Origin of the sequence: Actinosynnema pretiosum, from assembly GCF_024171695.1 — a bacterium.
Taxonomy (GTDB): Bacteria; Actinomycetota; Actinomycetes; order Mycobacteriales; family Pseudonocardiaceae; genus Actinosynnema; species Actinosynnema pretiosum.
On record NZ_JAMTCF010000017.1, the window covers coordinates 208,745 to 228,912 of the forward strand.

Consider the following 20,168-nt stretch of genomic DNA (forward strand, 5'->3'; position numbering starts at 1 on the left):
CCCCGGAGCAGCTACAAGCCCGTGCACTGGCCCGACTTCGGGCCCTTCACCTCGTTCGGCCAGCCGTGGTCCACCGGGGCCGGGTCACCGCCCGAGCAGGACAGCGGACCGGCCACGGCGTTGCCCGCCAGGAGCGTGCCGCCGCGACCGCCGACCACCGAGACCGGGCCCGCCACGCGCGCCAGCTCCAGGGCCACCTCGCCGGTCGTCCCGGTCACCGACACCGGACCGGCCACCTCGGTCTCCACCAGGACCACCGCCGCCGCGCCGGACGCCGACACCGGACCGCGCACCACCGAGTCGAACGAGTACAGCGCCGCGCCCGACCCCACCGTGACCGGGCCCGACACCACCGCGCCCGTCAGGCACACCGTCCCCGACGCGACCGTCAGCGGACCGGCGTGGTCGCCCTCCACCACCCGGTCGCAGGTGACGAACGGCTTCGCCAGCAGCTCGAACTCCGCCAGCGCGGCCGACCCCGGCAGCTCCAGCCGGTAGTGCCGGTAGTGGCCGGGACGCGCGATCTTGAACGCCCGCGTCTGCTTCCGGTCGGCGAACGCCTGACCGGACCGCTCGTCCACCGCGACCCACGTCTTCCCGTCGTAGGACCCCTTCAGCACCCACGAACCGGGATCGGCGCCCGGAGCCTTCCCGGACGTCAGCGTGTAGAACTCCGCCTTCTCCCGCCGGTCCGGCACCGCCGCCTGCACCCACGACACCGCAGACTCGGTCGCCGACGTGTCGTCCACCAGCGGCCCCACCGGACCGGACGCGGTCGTGGCCGCCGCCGTCAGCACGTCCCGCATCGGGGTCGGCACGGCCGCGCCGGTGGTCAGCGACGGGGGAGCCGCGTCCGCGCCGGTGGCCCACCTCGACGGGGTCGCGCCCATCTCGAAGTCCAGCACCGCGCCGTCCGCGAGCGCCGAGTGCGGCAGGTGCGCCTTGTCCCACGCCTTCCCGTCGACCTTCAACGACTGCACGTACACGTTCCGCGCGCTGTTGCCCGGCGCGTTCACCACGAGCTTCCGACCGCCGCCCAGGTCCACCGTGGCCTTGGTGAACAGCGGCGACCCGACCGCGTAGCTCGCGCTGCCCATCTGCAGCGGGTAGAACCCCAGCGCGCTGAACAGCCACCACGCCGACTGCTCGCCGTTGTCCTCGTCACCGGGGTACCCCTGGCCGATCTCGCTGCCCAGGTACAGCCGCGACAGGACCTCCCGCACCTTCTCCTGCGTCTTCCAGGGCTGCCCGGCGTAGTCGTACATGTAGGGGATGTGGTGCGAGGGTTGGTTGCTGTGCCCGTACTGCCCCATCCGCACGTCTCGCGCTTCGAGCATCTCGTGGATGACCCCGCCGTACGACCCGACCTTCGTGGCCGTCTCGGGCGTCGCGAAGAACTCGTCCAGCTTCTTCGCCAGCCCCTCGCGCCCGCCGTGCAGGTTCGCCAGGCCCTGCCCGTCGTGCGGCACGGTGAACGCCATGTTCCAGCCGTTGGTCTCGGTGTAGTCGTGCCCCCACACCTCGGGGTCGTACTGCCCGGCGGGCAGCCGCCACGAGCCGTCCGGCTTGCGGCCCTGGAAGAACCCGACCGAGGGGTCGAACATCCTCACGTAGTTCAGCGCCCGCTCGCGGAAGTACTCGTGCTGCTCCAGGTACTCCGCCTTGCCGGTCTCCTCGTGCAGCGCCTTCGCCATGGTGGCGATGCCGTAGTCGTTGACGTAGCCCTCCAGCGCCCACGACATGCCCTCGCCGGTGGCGGTGGACGTGTAGCCCTTGAACACCGACGTGTCGAGCCCCTTGCGGCCCACGCTCGCGTTCGGCGGGGTCACCGTCGCGTTCTTCACGGCCGCCGCGAACGCCGCCTCCGCGTCGAACCCCCGGACGCCCTTGAGGTAGGCGTCCGCGAACGCCACGTCGGAGCTGGTGCCGGTCATCAGGTTCGCGTAACCGGGGGAGGACCAGCGGGAGATCCAGCCGCCGTCCCGGTACTGCTCGACGAACCCGTCGACCATCTCACCGGCCTTCTCCGGCGTGAGCAGGCCGTACGCGGGCCAGGTGGTCCGGTAGGTGTCCCAGAACCCGTTGTTGACGTACACCTTCCCGTCGACGACCTGCGCGCCGGTCTGCGTCGGCGTGCTCGCCCCGCCCGCGCGCACCGGGCTCGCGTACCGGTACCTCGGCTCGGCCGCCGTCCCGGTGTTCTCGAAGCCGGAGTTCGGGTACAGGTACAGCCGGTACAGGTTGGAGTACAGCGTGGTCAGCTGGTCCTGGCTCGCGCCTTCGACCCGGACCTTGCCGAGGACGTCGTCCCACGCGTCCTGCGCCCGGTCGCGCACCGACTCGAACGTGTCCGAAGTGGACACCTCCAGGTCGAGGTTCTTCTTGGCCTGCTCCACGCCCAGCAGCGAGGTCGCGATCCGCAGCGTCACGGTCTTCTCGGCGGAGGTGTCGAACCGCAGGTACCCGGCGACGTTGTCCCGCCCGGCCCCGGTGAGCTTCCCGCTGCCGGTGACCGGCCGGTCGACCTCCCCGTACACGAACAGCCGCGTCGCGCCCGCGGACAACCCGCTGCGCACGTCGGAGAACCCGCTCACCACGCCGTTCGCGGCGTCCAGCGTCAGCCCGCCCTCGTTGTTGACGTTGTCGAACACCAGGTTCGAGGCGTCGTCGACGAAGGTGAACCGGAACACCGCCGCGTGGTCGGTCGGCGCGATCTCGGTCTTCATGCCGTTCTCGAACGTGACGCCGTAGTAGTGCGCCTGGGCGATCTCGTTGGCGTGCTTGAACGGCAGCGAGCGCAGCGCCCGGTCGGCGGTGGGCGTCCCGGTGGTCGGCATGACCTGGAACGTCTGCCGGTCGCCCATCCACGGGCTCGGCTGGTGGCTCGCGGTGAACGCCTGCAGCGACGGCAGGTTCGTGGTGCGGCTGTTGGCCTTCGCGTACTCGTAGATCCAGCTCGTGGACCCCGCGTTCGTCATCGGGGACCAGAAGTTGAAGCCCTGCGGCACGGCGGTGGCCGGGAAGTTGTTGCCCCTGGAGAAGCCGCCGCTGGAGTTGGTGCCGCGCGTGGTCAGCACCCAGTCGGACGGGCGGGCGTGCTCGACGACCTCGGGCGCGGTGTGCACGGCGACGTCGTCGACCCAGCCGTTGAACGCGGCCGGACCGGCCGGGTTGTCGTAGCCGACCAGGATGCGCTTCGCGGTCTTGCCCGCCGCGACCTGGCCGATCACCGACGCGACCCGGTTCCACTGGTTCGTGGACAGCGCCTTCGACTCGCCCTGGCCCCTCGGCGAGAGCTCGAACCCGTGCTGGTCGCGCGCGCCCAGCTCGCTCAGGTAGGTGCCGTCGGAGAACGCCACGTCCAGCGCCGCGTACGTGGACGGGTAGCGCAGGTCGCCCGTGCTGAAGGAGGGGAACAGCAGGTAGGACAGCTCGGTGGTCGCGGTGACCGGGAAGTCGACCTCGAACACCTTGTTGTACGAGTGCCCGCGCCCCTCGGCGGTGTGCGTGCCCTGGTAGCGCAGCGCCCGCGTGCCGGTGAAGCCGGTGCGGGAGCGGGAGTTGTACGCCCCCGTGGCGCCCTCGCCGGTGGTGGTGCGCATGTGCTCGGCGGGCGGGGAGGTGGAGCCGTCGGAGAAGGTGACCTCGGCGAGCTGGAGCACGGCCTGGCCGCCCCGGTTCGCGGTGATGTCGATCCGGTAGTGCCGGTAGGCGGTGGTGTTGCCGGTCTCGTAGGTGACCGTGGTGTGCCGACCGGCGAAGGTCTGCCCGGTGCGGGCGTCGAGCTCGGTCCAGGTCTCGCCGTCGTCGGACCCGCTGAGCCTCCAGTCCTTCGGGTCGCGCTCGGGGGCGTCGTTGGCCGAGGTGAGGGCGTAGTCCTTGACGGTGGCGGGCGCGTCGAAGGTGAACTCCAGCCAGCCGGTCGCGGTGAACGCCAGCCACTTGCTGCTGGGGCTCCCGTCGACCAGGTTCTCCTTCACCTCGTCGGACTCGGGGTACTCGGCGTTCGCCGCGACCGAGGTGACGTGGTCGGTGATGTTGCCGGGGATGCCGGTGGAGTCGTTGCCGTTGACGCCGCCGGTCCTCGGGCGGCCGTCAGGGCCGGTCTCCACGGTGCTCGCCCAGTCTGGAAGCGGTTGCCCCTCCTCGAAGGAGGTGGCGAAGACGGTCTCGCGCACGGGCGGCTCCTCGGGGGCTGCGGTGGCCTGCCCCCAGACTGGCACGCCCGCCAGCGCCACGGATATCGCCAGCGCTCCCGCGAATGATCTCCGCCTGCCCCGCATGTGCCCCATTGCGCACGCCTTCCGCCAGGTCCGGACCACGTGGGCCCCCATAGCGGGCAGAGAAGCGGCAGGCTGACATCGATGTCAAGATCGCTGCTGGATCTTGTCCGGAAGAATGTCCGGCCGCTGCTCCGACCGGGGAAGATCGGCGCTGCGCGATCGGGTGAGCACGGTGCGTGGTCGGTTCCGGCGACCGGGGGACCATTTGCGACCGTTGTGTGGAATGCGATTACCGAATCCGCATAGGTGAAATGTTTTCAGCTATTTTTTCACCCGAAAGAACCAGATGCGAATTCCCTGGAAGTGGCATAGCGTTACCGGCACCTCATCCTGGAGGAGCGCCGTCCGAGTGACGCGCGACAGGGGAGCCGTGGCGGGGAGTTCGGGGGAGCTCTTCCCCGCCGCGACCGTGTACGGGGCAGGCGACCGCGCCCGTCGAGCCTGCCCCGTGCACCACTACTGGAGCGGGGCCGCGCCCCGGTCCGCCAGCAGGTGCTCCATGTACTCGGACTCACCGGTCTGCGAGCGCAGCATGTTGTCCGCCAGCGTCCGCACCGCGTCCTGCTCGGCGTGCTCGGCCCCGTAGGCCGCCATCGGCGCGCCGCCCTGGTGGTGCCGCAGCATCAGCTGGAGGAAGTACACGTCGAACTCGGCCCCGCCGAGCGAGCGCAGCTTCGCCAGCTCCTCGGACGTGGCCATGCCCGGCATCAGGCCGCTCCGCCCGGCGGGCGCGCCGTCGGTCGCCACGGTCCCGTCGTGGTGCCCGGTCTCGCCCGGCCCCGACATCCACGCCATGTGCGTGCCGCCGGTGGGCTGCTCCGGCATCCGCCACAGCGTCAGCCAGCCCTTCATGCGGCCGATCTGCTCCAGCTGGGTCGAGCCGATGTCGAACGCCAGCTGCCGCACCGCGTCGTCCTCGGTGCGGTCCAGCGCGATGTTCGACATGGTCACGGCCTGCACGTGGTGCACCGCCATGTCCTGCGAGAAGCCCACGTCCACCGAGTCCCGGCCCGGCGTCGTGCTGGTGTCCGCGCCCGGCACCTTCACCAGCAGCCCGATCGCCGCGCCCAGCAGCAGCACCGCCACCACGGCGGCGCCGATCACCACGGCGCGCGCGGCGGTGGGGCGCCCACCGCCCGTCCCCTCGTGCGAGGGGGACGGGTCGGCGGGGTCGTGCAGGGGGTCCTCCGGATCGGGGACCCGTTCCACGTCGGCCACGTCAGCTGCCGGCGGGAGCGGACGACGCGGGCGCGGAGGCGCCGGTCGCGGGCGCCTCGGAACCGGCCGGGGTCGAGACCTGCGGGGCGGGCTGCCCGTCCTGCGGCATCTCGTCGGTGGCCTGCGTGCCGCCCTCCATCGGGACCGCGTCGGCGCCGGGCGCCTCGGCCACGAACGGCGGCGGGCTGTCCACGTTGAACGTCGCGGAGTCGCAGGTCGCGCCGATCTCCGGGTACGTGTACTGGTTGCGGCGCAGCGACTGGATGAACTGGTCGACCCGCTCGTCGTCCGCCGACTCCAGCTTCAGCTGGTGGCCCCAGGACTGGAGCGAGATCGGCTTGTCGAGGCCGGGGTACGGCGACATCATCGTGAAGGGCTGGTTGTCCACCTTGGCCTTCAGGGTGTCCAGCGCCGCGCCCGAGACCTGGTCCGGGTTGTACGCGATCCACACCGCGCCGTGCTCGAGGCCGTGCACCATGTTCTCGGTGCGCACCGCGCTGGAGTAGACCACGCCCGTGCAGTTGGCCCACACCGAGTCGTGCGGCCCGCCGAACGGCGGCGAGAAGTTGTAGGCCACCCGCTGCGTGGCGTCGACGTGCTTGCCCGCCGCGTACTCCTGCTTGACCACGCCCTCGATCTGGTCGGACGGGTCCTTGTTCTCCTCGGTGGGGTTCCACTTGGCCAGTGCCGCGTCGCGCTGGTTCTTCTCGTCGATGCGCACGTACGCGTAGCTGAAAACACCGCCCGCGAGACCCAGCACGGCGATCACCGCGATGATGGTGCCCCACGGCTTGGGCTTGCTCGCCACCACCGAGGAACGCGCCGCCTGCACGCTGGAGCGCGCGGCCTTCGTCTTCTTGCCGCTGGTCATGTCCGCCTCAGGTCATCAGGGATTCGTCACACCCATACCGGAGGCCAGTTTAGGGACCAGGTGTCTGCTGACCGTCAACCCTGAGTGACGCCCTTCGGGTGATCACAGTTGACGTTCCACGCCCTGGGACGGGAGAACCCGGTCGAGACCAGGGGCAACACTTCCCTAAACTTCACCGGGTGACTCCCGCTGCGCTCGCTGAACTGGTCCGTGCGACGGCCGTGGACGTGCTGTCCACGCGCGGTCTCGACCCCTCCGCCCTCCCGGCCGAGGTCACTATCGAGCGACCGCGCAACCCCGAGCACGGCGACTACGCCACCAACGTGGCCCTGCAGACCGCCAAGAAGGCGGGCACCAACCCCCGCGAGTTCGCCACCTGGCTCGCCGAGGCCCTGACCAGCAACGATGCCCTCTCCGAGGTCACCGTCGCGGGTCCCGGCTTCCTGAACCTGCGGCTCGCCCCCGACGCGCAGGCCGCGATTGTGCGCGAAATCATCACTAAGGGTGAAGATTTCGGGCGCAGCGACCTGCTGGCCGGTCGGAAGATCAACCTGGAGTTCGTCTCCGCCAACCCCACCGGCCCGCTGCACCTGGGCGGCACCCGCTGGGCCGCCACCGGCGACGCGCTCGGCCGCGTGCTGGCCGCGAGCGGCGCGGACGTGACCCGCGAGTACTACTTCAACGACGCGGGCGCCCAGATCGACCGCTTCGTGCGCTCGGTCATGGCCGCGGCCAAGGGCGAGCCCACCCCCGAGGACGGCTACGCGGGCACCTACATCGCCGACATCGCCGCCGAGGTGCTCCGCCGGGAGCCCGACGCGCTGGCCGCCGAGGACAGCGCCGAGGTGTTCCGGCGCGTCGGCGTCAACCTGATGTTCGACGAGATCAAGCGCGACCTGCACGACTTCGGCACCGACTTCGACGTGTTCTTCCACGAGGACTCGCTGCACAAGTCCGGGGCCGTCACCACCGCCGTCGAGAAGCTCAAGGGCTCGGACAAGCTCTACTTCGAGAACGGCGCCTGGTGGCTGCGCTCCACCGAGTTCGGCGACGACAAGGACCGCGTCGTCATCAAGAGCGACGGCGCCCCCGCGTACATCGCCGGTGACATCGCCTACCTGGTCGACAAGCGCTCGCGCGGCTTCGACCTGTGCATCTACATGCTCGGCGCCGACCACCACGGCTACATCGGCCGCCTCAAGGCCGCCGCCGCCGCGCTGGGCGACGACCCCGACAGCGTCGAGGTCCTGATCGGCCAGATGGTCAACCTGGTCAGCGACGGCAAGCCGGTCCGGATGAGCAAGCGCGCGGGCAACATCATCAGCATGGAGGACCTGGTGGACGCCGTCGGCGTCGACGCGGCCCGCTTCGCGATGATCCGCGCCTCCGTCGACTCCTCCGTCGACATCGACCTGGACCTGCTGCGCAAGCGCTCCAGCGAGAACCCGGTCTACTACGTCCAGTACGCGCACTCGCGCATCTGCTCCGTGCTGCGCAACGCCGAGGCGCTCAAGGTCGAGGCCAACGACTCGCTCCAGCTGCTGGACAACGAGGCCGAGGGCACCCTGATCCGCGCGCTCGGCGAGTTCCCGCGCGTGGTCAAGGCCGCCGCCGAGCTGCGCGAGCCGCACCGGGTCGCCAACTACCTGCACTCCCTCGCGGGCGACCTGCACCGCTGGTACGACCACAAGCCCGCGCTGCGCATCCTCCCGCGCGGCGACGAGGAGCCCACCGAGCTGCACGGCGCCCGCCTGCGGCTGTGCCAGGCCACCCAGCAGGTCTTCGCCAACGGCCTCGCCCTGCTGGGCGTGACCGCACCGGAGCGGATGTGATGCGCGCCCACCCCGCCGGACCCCGGCACGCCGACGTCATCGCCCAGGCCAGCACGGCCGGGCGGCCCCCCGCCGACGGCTCCGAGCTGGACGCCTTGCCCGAACGGGTGTGGCCCCGCAACGCCGAGCGCCGCGCCGACGGCGTCGTCACCCTCGGCGGCGTGGACGTGCGCGCGCTCGCCGAGGAGCACGGCACCCCGCTGTTCGTCATGGACGAGGCCGACTTCCGGTCCCGCTGCGCCGAGCACGCCGCCGCCTTCGGCGACCCGTCCCTGGTGCACTACGCCTCCAAGGCGTTCCTGTCCGTCTCGGTGGCCCGCTGGGTCGCCGAGGAGGGCCTGAGCATCGACGTGTGCAGCGGCGGCGAGCTGGCCATCGCGCTGCGCGCCGAGTTCCCGCCCGAGCGGATCGCGCTGCACGGCAACAACAAGTCGGTCGCCGAGCTGGCGGCGGCGGTGGACGCGGGCGTCGGCGTGGTCGTGCTGGACTCGTTCCAGGAGATCGCCCGGCTCGACCAGGTCGCCCGCGAGCGCGGCCGGGTCCAGCAGGTGATGATCCGCGTCACGGTCGGCGTCGAGGCGCACACCCACGAGTTCATCGCCACCGCGCACGAGGACCAGAAGTTCGGGTTCTCGCTCGCCTCCGGCGACGCCGCCGAGGCCGCCCGCCGGGTGGTCAAGGCCGAGGGCCTGCGCCTGGTCGGCCTGCACAGCCACATCGGCTCGCAGATCTTCGACGCCAGCGGCTTCGAGGTCGCCGCGCGCCGGGTGGTCTCCCTGCTCGCCGACCTGCGCGTCGAGCACGGCCCGACCCTGCTCGACGAGCTGACCACGCTCGACCTGGGCGGCGGCCTCGGCATCGCCTACACCGCCGACGACGACCCGCCCCCACCCGCCGAGCTGGCCGCCCAGCTGCGCGACATCGTCACCCAGGAGTGCGAACGCGCCGGGCTGCCCGTGCCGAAGCTCGCGGTCGAACCCGGACGGGCGATCGTGGGCCCCGGAACGGTGACGCTCTACGAGGTCGGCACCATCAAGGACGTCCAGCTCGACGCCGGCGCGACCCGCCGCTACGTCAGCGTTGACGGCGGCATGAGCGACAACATCCGCACCGCGCTCTACGACGCCGTGTACGACTGCCGCCTGGTCTCCCGCGCCGCCGAGGAGGGCAGCGGGGCCGTCCTGTGCCGCGTCGTGGGCAAGCACTGCGAGGCGGGCGACGTCGTCGTCCGCGACTGCTGGCTGCCCGCCGACCTGGCTCCCGGTGACCTGGTAGCGGTGGCGGCCACCGGCGCCTACTGCTACTCGATGGCCAGCGGCTACAACCGGCTGCCCCGACCCGCGCTGGCCGCGGTCGACGGTGGTCGCTCCCGGCTGCTGCTGCGCCGGGAGACCGAGGAAGACCTGTTCCGCCTGGAGGTTTAGACGTGCCTGGCCAGAAAAACCCCGACGGCAAGCCGATCAGGGTCGCCCTTCTGGGTTGCGGCACCGTCGGCACCGAGGTCGTGCGGCTGCTCACCGAGCAGGCCGCCGACCTCACCGCCAGGGTTGGCGCCCCGGTGGAGCTCGTCGGCATCGCCGTCCGCAAGCCGACCAAGCACCGCGAGGTGCCCCCGGAGCTGCTCACCGCCGACGCCGAGGCGCTCGTCGCCTCCGACGTCGACGTGGTGGTGGAGGTCATCGGCGGCATCGAGCCCGCCAGGACCCTGCTGCTGAGCGCGCTGAACGCGGGCAAGTCCGTGGTCACCGCCAACAAGGCGCTGCTGGCCGAGCACTCCGGCGAGCTGTTCGCCGCCGCCGACGCCTCGGGGGCCGACCTCTACTTCGAGGCCGCCGTCGCGGGCGCCATCCCGCTGCTGCGCCCGCTGCGCGAGTCCCTCGCGGGCGACCGCATCACCCGCGTGATGGGCATCGTCAACGGCACCACGAACTTCATCCTCTCGGGGATGGACGCCACCGGTGCGGGTTACAACGAGACCCTGGAGGAGGCGTCCCGGCTCGGGTACGCCGAGGCCGACCCGACCGCCGACGTCGACGGCTTCGACGCCGCGTCCAAGGCCGCGATCCTGGCCTCGCTGGCGTTCCACAGCCGGGTGACCGCCGCCGACGTGCACCGCGAGGGCATCTCGTCGGTCAGCGCCGCCGACATCGCCGCGGCCAAGGGCCTCGGCCGCACGGTCAAGCTCCTCGCGATCTGCGAGCGGGTCAGCCACGGCGACGAGGAGTCCGTCTCCGTCCGCGTGCACCCGGCGATGATCCCGCGCAGCCACCCGCTGGCGAGCGTGGGCGGCGCGTTCAACGCGGTGTTCGTCGAGGCCGACGCGGCGGGCGAGATGATGTTCTACGGCCAGGGCGCCGGTGGCGCGCCGACCGCGAGCGCCGTGCTCGGCGACCTGGTCGCGGTGGCCCGCAACCGGGTCGCGGGCGGTCACGGCCCCCGCGAGTCCGCGTACGCCGCCCTGCCCGCGCGCCCGATGGGGCAGACGCCCACCAGGTACCACATCAGCCTCGACGTCGAGGACAAGCCGGGCGTGCTGGCGCAGGTCGCGGCCGTGTTCGCCGAGCACGGGGTGAGCATCGCCGCCGTGCGGCAGGAGGGCCGCGTCGCCGACGCGAGCCTGGTCATCGTCACGCACGCCGCGACCGACGCGGCGCTGCGGTCCACCGTGGACAAGGTCGGCGGCCTGCCGATCGTCCGCGACGTGGTGAGCGTGATGCGCGTGGAAGGCGGGGAGTCATGACGACCGGAGCGGGCGTGCGACCGGGGTGGCCCGGCATCATCCACGCCTACTCGGAGCGCATCCCGCTCCCCGACGGCGCGCGCGTGGTCACCCTGCACGAAGGCGGCACGCCGCTGGTCCTCTCGGAGCACCTGTCCGAGGTCACCGGGTGCGAGGTGCACGTCAAGGTCGAGGGCGCCAACCCGACCGGCTCCTTCAAGGACCGGGGCATGACCGTGGCCATGACGCACGCGCTGGCCAGCGGCATCCAGGCGGTGATCTGCGCGTCCACCGGCAACACCTCGGCCAGCGCCGCCGCCTACGCGGCCAAGGCCGGGCTCACCGCCGCCGTGCTCGTGCCGCGCGGCAAGATCGCGCTGGGCAAGCTCGCGCAGGCCGTGTCGCACGGCGCGCGCATCCTGCAGGTCGACGGCAACTTCGACGACTGCCTGGAGCTGGCCCGCAAGACCTCGGCCGAGTACCCGGTCACCCTGGTCAACTCGGTGAACCCGGTGCGGCTGGTCGGCCAGAAGACCGCCGCGTGGGAGGTGTGCGACGTGCTCGGGCGCGCCCCGGACGTGCACTGCCTGCCGGTGGGCAACGCGGGCAACATCACCGCCTACTGGCGCGGGTACCGCGACTACGCCGAGGACGGCGTGACCACGTCGACCCCGCGCATGTTCGGCTTCCAGGCGGCCGGGTCCGCGCCGCTGGTGCACGGCGCGCCGGTGGCGAACCCGGAGACCATCGCGACCGCGATCCGGGTGGGCAGCCCGGCCTCGTGGAACGGCGCGGTGGCGGCCAAGGAGGAGTCGGGCGGCCTGTTCGAGGCGGTCACCGACGAGAAGATCCTGGCCGCCTACCGCGAGCTGGCCAGGCACGACGGCATCTTCGTCGAGCCCGCCTCGGCGACCAGCGTCGCGGGCCTGCTGGCCACGGCGGCCGACGGCAGGCTGCCGCGCGGGTCCCTGGTGGTCTGCACGGTCACCGGGCACGGCCTCAAGGACCCCGACACGGCCCTGCGGGACGTGGCGGAGGTCGAGCCGCTCCCGGTCGACCCCGGCGCCGTGGCGAGCGCCCTGGAGCTGGCGTGACGGACCTGATCGGCGCCGGGGTCCGGGTCTCCGTCCCGGCGTCCACCGCGAACCTCGGCTCCGGCTTCGACGCGCTCGGCCTCGCGCTGGGCCTGCGCGACGAGGTGGACTTCACGATCACCGCCAGCGGGCTGTCGATCACCGTGGAGGGCGCGTTCACCGACGTGCCCACCGACGAGGGCCACCTGGTCGTGCAAGCCTTCCGCAAGGCGTGCGAGCTGCACGGGACCGCGGTGCCCGGACTGGCGCTGACCTGCCGCAACAGCATCCCGCACAGCCGGGGGCTCGGCTCGTCCGCCGCCGCCGTCGCGGCCGGGGTCGCGGCGGCGTTCGCGCTGGAGGGGCGCGGGCCGGACGCGTCCGCGCTCCAGGTCGCCGCCGAGTTCGAGGGGCACGCCGACAACGTCGCGGCGTGCCTGTTCGGCGGGGTGGCGATCGCCTGGTCGGACGCCGGGAGCTACCGCGCGGTGCGGGTCGACCCGCACCCCGACCTGGCCCCGGTGGTGCTGATCCCGGCGCAGGAGTCGTCCACGAAGACCACCAGGGGGCTGCTGCCCGCGCGGGTCCCGCACTCCGACGCCGCGCACGCGGCCGGTCGGTCGGCGCTGGCCGCGCACGGGCTCACCCGCGACCCGTCCGTGCTCCTGGACGCCCTGCGCGACCGGCTGCACGAGCCGTACCGGGAACCGGCCTGGCCCGCGACCTCGCGGCTCGTCGCGGAGCTTCGGGAAGCCGGTGTCCCGGCGGCGGTCTCCGGGGCCGGTCCGACGGTGTTCGCGCTGCCCGTGGGCGGGGTCCTGCCAGCTGAGATCGACATCACCGGTTTCCAGGCGCTGCCGGTTCCGGTCGACGTCGACGGCGTGCGGGTTGCGCCACTCGGCTGAGGGCGCGCCACGCCGGACCCCCGGTTGTTGCACCGCGCAGTGGTGGCGTCTACCCTCGGGGCCATCAGTCACCGCGCGCACGGGCGCCGGTGTGGTGCCCGGAGATCGCTCCGGATCGCATTCCTCCAGTGACTTGGTTCCGCGCCGAACGGGCGGGATCGGCGCTGGAAGGCACCCCGCTCGCCGTGTGACCGAGATTGCCGTCTCGTGTCGGCGGTCTTTGTCGCTTCAAGCGCTTGAGATCCGCCTGCACCGGGATGGGACTGCCGGCCCGCGAATCGTCGGACGGCAGGTCCGCTGGACCGCGTAGGAGGCGCGGTCCGGTCAGGAAGGACATGTGTGAGCAACACCGATGTGCTGAGCAGCGAGTCCGCTGCTCCCAACGCCGCTGCCAGTTCCGGAGCCGAGGAGAACGCTCTGTCCACCCCTACGAACGGCGGCGCCCCGGCGCGCAAGCGCGCGGGCCTCTCCGGCATGGTGCTGGCCGAACTGCGTGAACTCGCAGGTCAGCTCGGCATCACCAGCACCGCCGGGCTCCGCAAGGGCGACCTCATCGCGGCCATCAAGGAGCGGCAGGGCGGCACCTCCGGTCGGGGCAGTGCCGCGACGCCGCCGAAGGCCGAGAAGCCGAAGGCCGAGAAGGCCGCCGCGAAGCCCGCCGAGGCCCCCGCTCCCGCCGCCGAGAAGGCGGTCGAGAAGCCGACCCAGCAGCAGCTCGACGTCCCCGAGCGCGCGGGGGAGGAGGAGACCGGGCGTCGCGGCAACCGCCGTCGCCGGTCCGCCAACCGCCCCGCGGGCAGCCCCGAGGCGCCTGCCGCCGCCGCTGCCCCCGCCGCTCCGGCGCAGGTCGAGGCCCCGCAGCAGGCGGAGCAGCGGACCGAGCGCCCTGAGCGCGGCGAGCGCTCCGACCGGGGTGAGCGGGGCGAGCGCTCCGAGCGCCAGGGCCGGGACCGCTCCGAGCGCTCGGACCGCTCCGAGCGCGGTGACCGGGGTGAGCGCGGCGAGCGCTCCGACCGGGGCGAGCGTTCCGAGCGGGGCGAGCGCGGCGACCGGAACCGCGACCGCGACCGTGGTGAGCGGGGCGAGCGCAACCGCGACCGCGACCGCGACAGGGATCGCGACCGGGACCGGGACCGCCAGAGCAACAACGTCCCCGAGGACGACGGCGACGACGAGGGCGGCCGTCGCGGTCGCCGCTTCCGGGACCGCCGCCGCCGCGGCGGCCGGGGCGAGGGCACCGGCGTGGGCACCGACACCGAGGTGCGAGACGACGACGTCCTGCTGCCCGTCGCGGGCATCCTGGACGTGCTGGAGAACTACGCCTTCGTGCGCACCTCCGGCTACCTCGCGGGCCCGAACGACGTCTACGTGTCGCTCTCGCTGGTGCGCAAGCACGGCCTGCGCCGCGGTGACGCCATCATCGGCGCCGTCCGCCAGCCGCGCGACGGCGAGCAGCAGCGGCAGAAGTTCAACCCGCTGGTGCGCGTCGACAAGATCAACGGGTTGGACCCGGAGGAGTCGCGCAACCGCCCCGACTTCACCAAGCTGACCCCGCTCTACCCGAACGAGCGACTGCGCCTCGAGACCGAGCCGCACATCCTCACCACGCGCGTCATCGACCTGGTGATGCCGATCGGCAAGGGCCAGCGCGCCCTCGTCGTGTCGCCGCCGAAGGCGGGCAAGACCTCGGTGCTCCAGTCGATCGCCAACGCGATCACGACGAACAACCCCGAGTGCCACCTGATGGTGGTCCTCGTGGACGAGCGCCCCGAAGAGGTCACCGACATGCAGCGGTCGGTGAAGGGCGAGGTCATCGCCTCCACCTTCGACCGCCCGCCGTCGGACCACACCACGATCTCGGAGCTGGCCATCGAGCGGGCCAAGCGCCTGGTCGAGATGGGTCACGACGTGGTCGTGCTGCTCGACTCCATCACCCGCCTCGGCCGCGCCTACAACCTGGCGGCCCCGGCGTCCGGGCGCATCCTGTCCGGTGGTGTCGACTCGACGGCGCTGTACCCGCCGAAGCGCTTCCTCGGCGCGGCCCGCAACATCGAGGGCGGCGGCTCGCTGACCGTGATCGCCACCGCGCTGGTGGAGACCGGGTCGGCCGGTGACAGCGTGATCTTCGAGGAGTTCAAGGGCACCGGCAACGCCGAGCTCAAGCTCGACCGCAAGATCGCCGACAAGCGGACCTTCCCCGCGGTGGACGTCGACTCGTCCGGCACCCGCAAGGAGGACCTGCTGCTGTCCCCGGACGAGCTGGCGGTCATGCACAAGCTGCGCCGGGTGCTGCACGCGCTCGACGGCCAGCAGGCGATCGACCTGCTGCTCGACCGGCTGCGCAAGACGCGCACCAGCATCGAGTTCCTGATGCAGGTCGCGAAGACCACGCCGGGCGCGGACAACGACTGATCCCGCGCCAGGCCAGACGGCCCCGCCCCGGTTCCCCCGGGGCGGGGCCGTCGTGGTTCCCGCCCAAGTTCTCAGCGGTCCGGGGTGCTCAGCGGTCCTGGGCGCTCGCGCGGCGGTCGGCGAGCAGCGCGGCCGTGCGGCGGCGCTCCAGGTAGACCTCGATCACCAGCAGCACCACGGCGGGCAGGCCCACCCCGAGCGCGACCAACACCGGCACCTCGACGCCGTCCAGGGCGATCCCGGCACCCAGCACGGCGGCCAGGAACGGCCAGCGCAGCCACACCCGCTGCCACCGCGCCGTCCACACCACCGTGCCGCTGGCCGCCGCCGTGACGGCCGTGGCGGCGCCGAGCAGCGCGCTGGACAGGGCGACGTCCCCCGGCAGGCCGAGCGCCAGGCCGGCGAGCGCGCTCAGGCCCAGCACGGCCCCGGCGAACACGAACGGGACCGCCAACCACGTGGTCAGCGCCAGCGGGCGCCCGAACGAACTGAGCACGTCCCCCAGTGTGCTGGTCGGGGCGGCGCGCCGGTACCCCGCGCGGGGCGCCTCGGGGTGCGCAGCGCCCAGTGGTCGGCGGCGGTCGGTGAGCGGCGGCCGTGACGAGCGCCACGGGAACACCGGGGAGGGTGGACGCGTTGCACCCGGCAGCAGTGGATCTGGCAGACTGTCAGGTCGAGTCCGGCTCCGGTTCACCCCGGCTACCAGCGCGGGGACCCGGCGGCCTCACGAGAAGAACAGGACGAGACGTTGAAGACTGGCATTCACCCGGAGTACGTGAAGACCGAGGTCACCTGTGGCTGCGGCAACACCTTCACGACCCACAGCACCAAGTCCTCGGGCTCCATCCACGTCGAGGTCTGCTCCAACTGCCACCCGTTCTACACGGGCAAGCAGAAGATCCTCGACACCGGTGGCCGGGTCGCGCGCTTCGAGGCCCGCTACGGCAAGCGCGCCAAGTAGCTGCTCCGACGGCGCCCACCCAGTCATCACTGGGTGGGCGCCGTCGTCGTTTCCACCCCCGACGAAAGCCCAGGAGCCGCACGTGACCGCCCCGCTGGACGCACTGATCGCCGAGCACGCCGAGCTGGAGACCAAGCTCGCCGACCCCTCGGTGCACGCCGACCAGGCGGGAGCGCGCAAGCTCGGCAAGCGCTACGCCGAGCTGACCCCGATCGTGCGGGCCGCCCGCGAGCTGGAGCAGGTCCGCAGCGACCTGGAGGCGGCGCGCGAGCTGGCCGGCGAGGACCCGGCGTTCGCGGAGGAGGCGGACGAGCTGTCCGCGCGGATCCCGCAGCTGGAGGAGCGGCTGACCGAGCTGCTGCTGCCGCGCGACCCGCACGACTCGTCCGACGTGGTGATGGAGATCAAGTCCGGGGAGGGCGGCGAGGAGTCGGCGCTGTTCGCCGGGGACCTGCTGCGGATGTACCTGCGGTACGCGGAGCGGCACGGGTGGAAGGCCGAGGTGCTCGACGGGACGGACTCGGACCTCGGCGGGTTCAAGGACGTGACGGTCGCGATCAAGTCGCGCGGGGACGCGCCGGACGGGGTGTGGTCGCGGCTCAAGTACGAGGGCGGCGTGCACCGGGTGCAGCGGGTGCCGGTGACCGAGTCGCAGGGGCGCATCCACACGTCGGCTGCCGGGGTGCTGGTGATCCCGGAGACCGAGGACGTGGCGGCGATCGAGATCGACGACAAGGACCTGCGGGTCGACGTGTTCCGGTCGTCCGGCAAGGGCGGGCAGAGCGTGAACACGACGGACTCGGCGGTGCGGATCACGCACCTGCCGACGGGGATCGTGGTGTCGTGCCAGAACGAGCGGTCGCAGTTGCAGAACAAGGCTCGGGCCATGCAGGTGCTCCAGGCGCGGTTGCAGGCGCTGGCGGAGGAGAAGGCGCAGCAGGAGGCCTCGGACGCGCGGCGGACGCAGGTGCGGACGGTGGACAGGTCGGAGCGGGTGCGGACGTACAACTTCCCCGAGTCGAGGATCTCGGACCACCGGGTGGGGTACAAGGCGCACAACCTGGACGCGGTGCTGGACGGGGACCTGGACGCGGTGCTGGACGCGCTGTCGGCGGCGGACCGGGCGGAGCGGTTGGCCGGGGGCTGAGGTTCGCGGGTGCCGCGCTGAGCTGGGCTCACCTGCGCTGAGCTGCACTGACCTGCACTGATGGTCGCTTGATCGAGTGAACCTCCTTTCCGCTCGAACACCTGTTCGATAACGTGGGAGTTGGTTCGGCACAGGGCCGAACCCTCAGGTGACCAGTGCTGGTCCTCCCGCATCCGGAGCGGACGGGACCCGCTTTTGCGGAGGTGCTTGGTTTGGTGCGGTGAGATCCTGGCGACTGATCCTGGTGTGACTTCCGTCCACCTGGACGGGTGACGCCGGCGAGGGGGAGGGCACTGATGGGCAAGGGGTCCCGCCAGAAGTCTCAGAAGTCCCAGCAGTCCCGGAGCTCATCTCCGGGGGCGCCCCAGAGACCACGCGGCGACTCCGAGCGAGGTGACTCCAAGGCCGGTCGTCACACCGAGCCCGGTCGGTCCGAACCCGACCACTCTGGGCCTGCCCACTCCGGGCCCGGTCACTTCGAGGTCATCGCAGAGCCGTTGCGGGCACCGGTGGACCGGGAGGTGTCGATCACCGTTCGCGGAGCGCGCGCCGGGGCGGAGGTGACGCTCAAGCTGTCCACGGGTGGCTACGAGGCGGAAGCGGTGTTCCTGGCCGACGAGCGCGGCGTGGTCGACGTGACCAGGCACGCTCCGGTGTCGGGCTCGTACGCGGGCGTGGACCCGATGGGCCTGTTCTGGTCGGCCCGCCCGACGGGCGACCAGCCGGCCAGCTCGGCGATCCCGGCAAACTCGGCCAAGCCAGGCCGGGTGCTCCTGACGGCGAGCACGGACAGGGCCAGTGCGAACCCGACAGGCACGGCTCCGGTCGGTGCCGACGCGGTGGAAGCCGCTGCGTCCTCCGCGCCGGGTGCCGAGGTGTCCACCTCGGTCGCATCGGGCGCGGCTGACCAGGCGCTGGGCGGCCTGAGCGCTTCCGCAGGCGTGTCAGCGCTGGCCAGGAAGGCGCTCTCAGGGGCGCCCCAACCGGCCGACGCACCTGAAGACGCGCCCACCGCTGAATCGACGTCCACCGCTGAATCGGTGCCCGCATCGGTGACTGCTGCCGAGTCGGCGGCTGCCACTGAGCCGGTGTCCGCTGCCGAAACGATGACCGCTGCCGGTACTGCTGCCGTTGATCTGTCGGCGGCTGGTGACGAGTCAGCGGGTGCTGATGCGTCAGCGTCCGAGGTGGCGGTCGTTGAGCTCGAACTGGAACGGCTGTCCGTGCCGGACGGTGTGCGGCGCAGCGAGTTCGCGGGCGGTGTGCTGTTCGAGCCGCAGACCGAGACCTCGGGGATGGGTACCGGTCCTGCTGCCGGTGCCAATGCCGATGCCGCCGGTGTCGGTGCTGCCGCTGCCGGTGCTGCTGCTTCCGGAGTCGGTGCTGCTGCCCCTGCGGCCGGAGTTGGCACCGGATCCGCTGCTGGTGCTGTCGCTGGTGCTGCTGTTGTCGGGGTGATCGTGCTCGGTGGCAGTGAGGGTGGTCTGCACGAGTTGGACGCCGCGCTGCTCGCCGGGCACGGGTTCGCCGCGTTGGCGCTGCCCTACTTCGGCGCGCCCGGTGTGCCCGAGAACCTGGTGGACGTGCCGCTGGAGCACGTGGGCGCCGCAGTGGACGCCCTGGCCGAGCGGTTTGGTGGTCCCGTCGGGCTGGTGGGCGGGTCGCGCGGTGGGGAGTTGGCGCTGTTGGCTGCGTCCGTGTTCCCGGCGGTGCGGGCCGTGGTCAGCGTGGCCGGGAGCGGGGTGGTGACACAGTGCATCGGGGCTGGCAAGCGTTTGCTTGAGGTCCTCGAACTGGACGCGGCATCGTGGACCTGGCAGGGGCAGCCGGTGCCGTACCTGCCCTACAGCGTGAGTTCCGGGATGCGCGCGGCGATCGTGAACGGCGAGCCGGTCGTCCTGGCCGAGGCGTTCGACCTCGGTGACGGCTTCCCGGAGGACGTGGAGATCCCGGTGGAGCGGATCGCCGGTCCGGTGCTCCTGGTCTCCGGCGACCAGGACGCGAGTTGGCCGAGCGCGGCACTGAGCGAGGTCGCGCACCGGAGGCTGGAGGCCAACGCCCACCCGCACGCCCACGAGCACGTCGTCCACCCCGGAGCAGGCCACCTGCTGGCAGGCCCCCCGAACCGCCCCCAGCCGGACAACGCCGTGGACGGCCCCGGAGTCCGCTTCGAGATGGGCGGCGACCGCGCCGTGACCGCGCGTGCCAAGGCCGACACCTGGAACCGGACCGTCGCCTTCCTGAAGACCCACCTCACGACCTGAGCAACCAGCCACCCGAGCGCACCAAGCACGCCGCACGTCCCGAGTGCGCCACACGGTCCGAGCGCGCCGCACATCCCGAGCACACCGCACCCCCGGCTGCTCGCCAGCCGGCTACTCGCCAGCCGGGTGTGCGCCAGTCGGGTGTGCGGCCAACATCCGACTGTTGGATCAGCGCGCGATCAGCCGATCGACACGTGATCAACCGACGACACCCGATCAACTGGCCGACACGCGGTTGGCTGGCCAGCGCCCGGCAGTACCGGTTGGGCCGCCAGAATTGACCGGCCACCCCCCGAATCCGGCTACCGCCAGTCAGCCATCCACCGCTCGGCCAGCCAGCGAGTCAGCCACCGCCACTAGCCACCCCGGTCGGCCGGTGCAATCGTTCGCCCGCAGCCCGCAGCCCGCAGCCCGCAGCCCGCAGCCCGCAGCCCGCAGCCCGCAGCCCGCAGCCCGCAGCCCGCAGCCCGCAGCCCGCAGCCC

The 20,168-nt window shown here is 72.2% G+C and carries 13 protein-coding genes and 2 pseudogenes; 11 read left to right on the forward strand and 4 right to left on the reverse strand.

Going from position 1 to position 20,168, the window contains the following annotated elements; translation table 11 throughout:
• Positions 1–11: 11 nt before the first annotated feature.
• The 3 genes from LV78_RS30505 to LV78_RS30515 form a co-directional block, all read right to left on the reverse strand.
• The gene (locus tag LV78_RS30505; RefSeq protein ID WP_253849446.1) at positions 12–4,292 is read right to left on the reverse strand and encodes a GH92 family glycosyl hydrolase; all 4,281 of its coding nucleotides are present in this window, start codon (positions 4,290–4,292) and stop codon (positions 12–14) included.
• A 447-nt stretch (positions 4,293–4,739) separates the two neighbouring features.
• Positions 4,740–5,501: a DUF305 domain-containing protein gene (locus LV78_RS30510; RefSeq protein ID WP_253849448.1), complete on the reverse strand. Its 762-nt coding sequence runs from the start codon at positions 5,499–5,501 to the stop codon at positions 4,740–4,742.
• Position 5,502: 1 nt separating this feature from the next.
• Positions 5,503–6,372 (reverse strand): thioredoxin-like domain-containing protein, encoded by an 870-nt coding sequence (locus tag LV78_RS30515; protein WP_253849450.1) that lies wholly within the window; start codon positions 6,370–6,372, stop codon positions 5,503–5,505.
• A 179-nt stretch (positions 6,373–6,551) separates the two neighbouring features.
• On the opposite strand from LV78_RS30515, the gene argS reads away from it, so the two are divergent.
• The 6 genes from argS (at position 6,552) to rho (ending at position 15,313) form a co-directional block, all read left to right on the forward strand.
• Entirely contained in the window at positions 6,552–8,204 is a 1,653-nt protein-coding gene (argS, locus tag LV78_RS30520; RefSeq protein WP_253849451.1) for an arginine--tRNA ligase, read from the forward strand.
• Positions 8,204–9,628 carry a diaminopimelate decarboxylase gene (gene lysA / locus LV78_RS30525; RefSeq protein WP_253849453.1) on the forward strand — a complete coding sequence of 475 codons (1,425 nt, stop codon included), beginning with the start codon at positions 8,204–8,206 and terminating at the stop codon, positions 9,626–9,628. The genes argS and lysA overlap by 1 nt, the downstream gene beginning before the upstream one ends.
• 2 nt (positions 9,629–9,630) lie before the next feature.
• Positions 9,631–10,944: a homoserine dehydrogenase gene (locus tag LV78_RS30530; RefSeq protein WP_253849455.1), complete on the forward strand. Its 1,314-nt coding sequence runs from the start codon at positions 9,631–9,633 to the stop codon at positions 10,942–10,944.
• The gene (gene thrC, locus LV78_RS30535; protein ID WP_253849457.1) at positions 10,941–12,017 is read left to right on the forward strand and encodes a threonine synthase; all 1,077 of its coding nucleotides are present in this window, start codon (positions 10,941–10,943) and stop codon (positions 12,015–12,017) included. The genes LV78_RS30530 and thrC overlap by 4 nt, the downstream gene beginning before the upstream one ends.
• Positions 12,014–12,901, forward strand: a complete 888-nt coding sequence (gene thrB / locus LV78_RS30540; protein ID WP_253849459.1) for a homoserine kinase — start codon at positions 12,014–12,016, stop codon at positions 12,899–12,901. The genes thrC and thrB overlap by 4 nt, the downstream gene beginning before the upstream one ends.
• Before the next feature lie 339 nt (positions 12,902–13,240).
• The gene (gene rho / locus LV78_RS30545) at positions 13,241–15,313 is read left to right on the forward strand and encodes a transcription termination factor Rho (protein WP_253849461.1); all 2,073 of its coding nucleotides are present in this window, start codon (positions 13,241–13,243) and stop codon (positions 15,311–15,313) included.
• A gap of 88 nt (positions 15,314–15,401) precedes the next feature.
• Here the strand turns inward: rho and LV78_RS30550 are convergent, their stop codons facing one another.
• Positions 15,402–15,809 (reverse strand): hypothetical protein, encoded by a 408-nt coding sequence (locus tag LV78_RS30550; RefSeq protein ID WP_253849464.1) that lies wholly within the window; start codon positions 15,807–15,809, stop codon positions 15,402–15,404.
• Positions 15,810–16,061: 252 nt separating this feature from the next.
• Here LV78_RS30550 and rpmE point away from each other — a divergent pair, with 252 nt between their 5' ends.
• The 5 genes and pseudogenes from rpmE to LV78_RS30570 form a co-directional block, all read left to right on the forward strand.
• Positions 16,062–16,274 (forward strand): 50S ribosomal protein L31, encoded by a 213-nt coding sequence (rpmE, locus tag LV78_RS30555; protein ID WP_253849467.1) that lies wholly within the window; start codon positions 16,062–16,064, stop codon positions 16,272–16,274.
• A gap of 82 nt (positions 16,275–16,356) precedes the next feature.
• Positions 16,357–17,421, forward strand: a complete 1,065-nt coding sequence (prfA, locus tag LV78_RS30560) for a peptide chain release factor 1 (RefSeq protein WP_253849470.1) — start codon at positions 16,357–16,359, stop codon at positions 17,419–17,421.
• 296 nt (positions 17,422–17,717) lie between these two features.
• Positions 17,718–18,146: pseudogene (locus LV78_RS42100) on the forward strand (acyl-CoA thioesterase/BAAT N-terminal domain-containing protein); the annotation flags it as partial.
• Between the two features lie 604 nt (positions 18,147–18,750).
• Entirely contained in the window at positions 18,751–18,879 is a 129-nt protein-coding gene (locus LV78_RS41140) for a hypothetical protein (protein ID WP_301307608.1), read from the forward strand.
• A 191-nt stretch (positions 18,880–19,070) separates the two neighbouring features.
• A pseudogene (locus tag LV78_RS30570) lies at positions 19,071–19,685 on the forward strand (acyl-CoA thioester hydrolase/BAAT C-terminal domain-containing protein); the annotation flags it as partial.
• Positions 19,686–20,168: the final 483 nt, after the last annotated feature.

Coding starts and splice junctions, on each gene's coding strand:
- LV78_RS30505 (WP_253849446.1), bottom strand. CDS start 4,292: ATGGGGCACATGCGGGGCAGGCGGAGATCATTCGCGGGAGCGCTGGCG.
- LV78_RS41140 (WP_301307608.1), top strand. CDS start 18,751: ATGCCGCCGGTGTCGGTGCTGCCGCTGCCGGTGCTGCTGCTTCCGGAG.
- LV78_RS30515 (WP_253849450.1), bottom strand. CDS start 6,372: ATGACCAGCGGCAAGAAGACGAAGGCCGCGCGCTCCAGCGTGCAGGCG.
- thrC (WP_253849457.1), top strand. CDS start 10,941: ATGACGACCGGAGCGGGCGTGCGACCGGGGTGGCCCGGCATCATCCAC.
- lysA (WP_253849453.1), top strand. CDS start 8,204: ATGCGCGCCCACCCCGCCGGACCCCGGCACGCCGACGTCATCGCCCAG.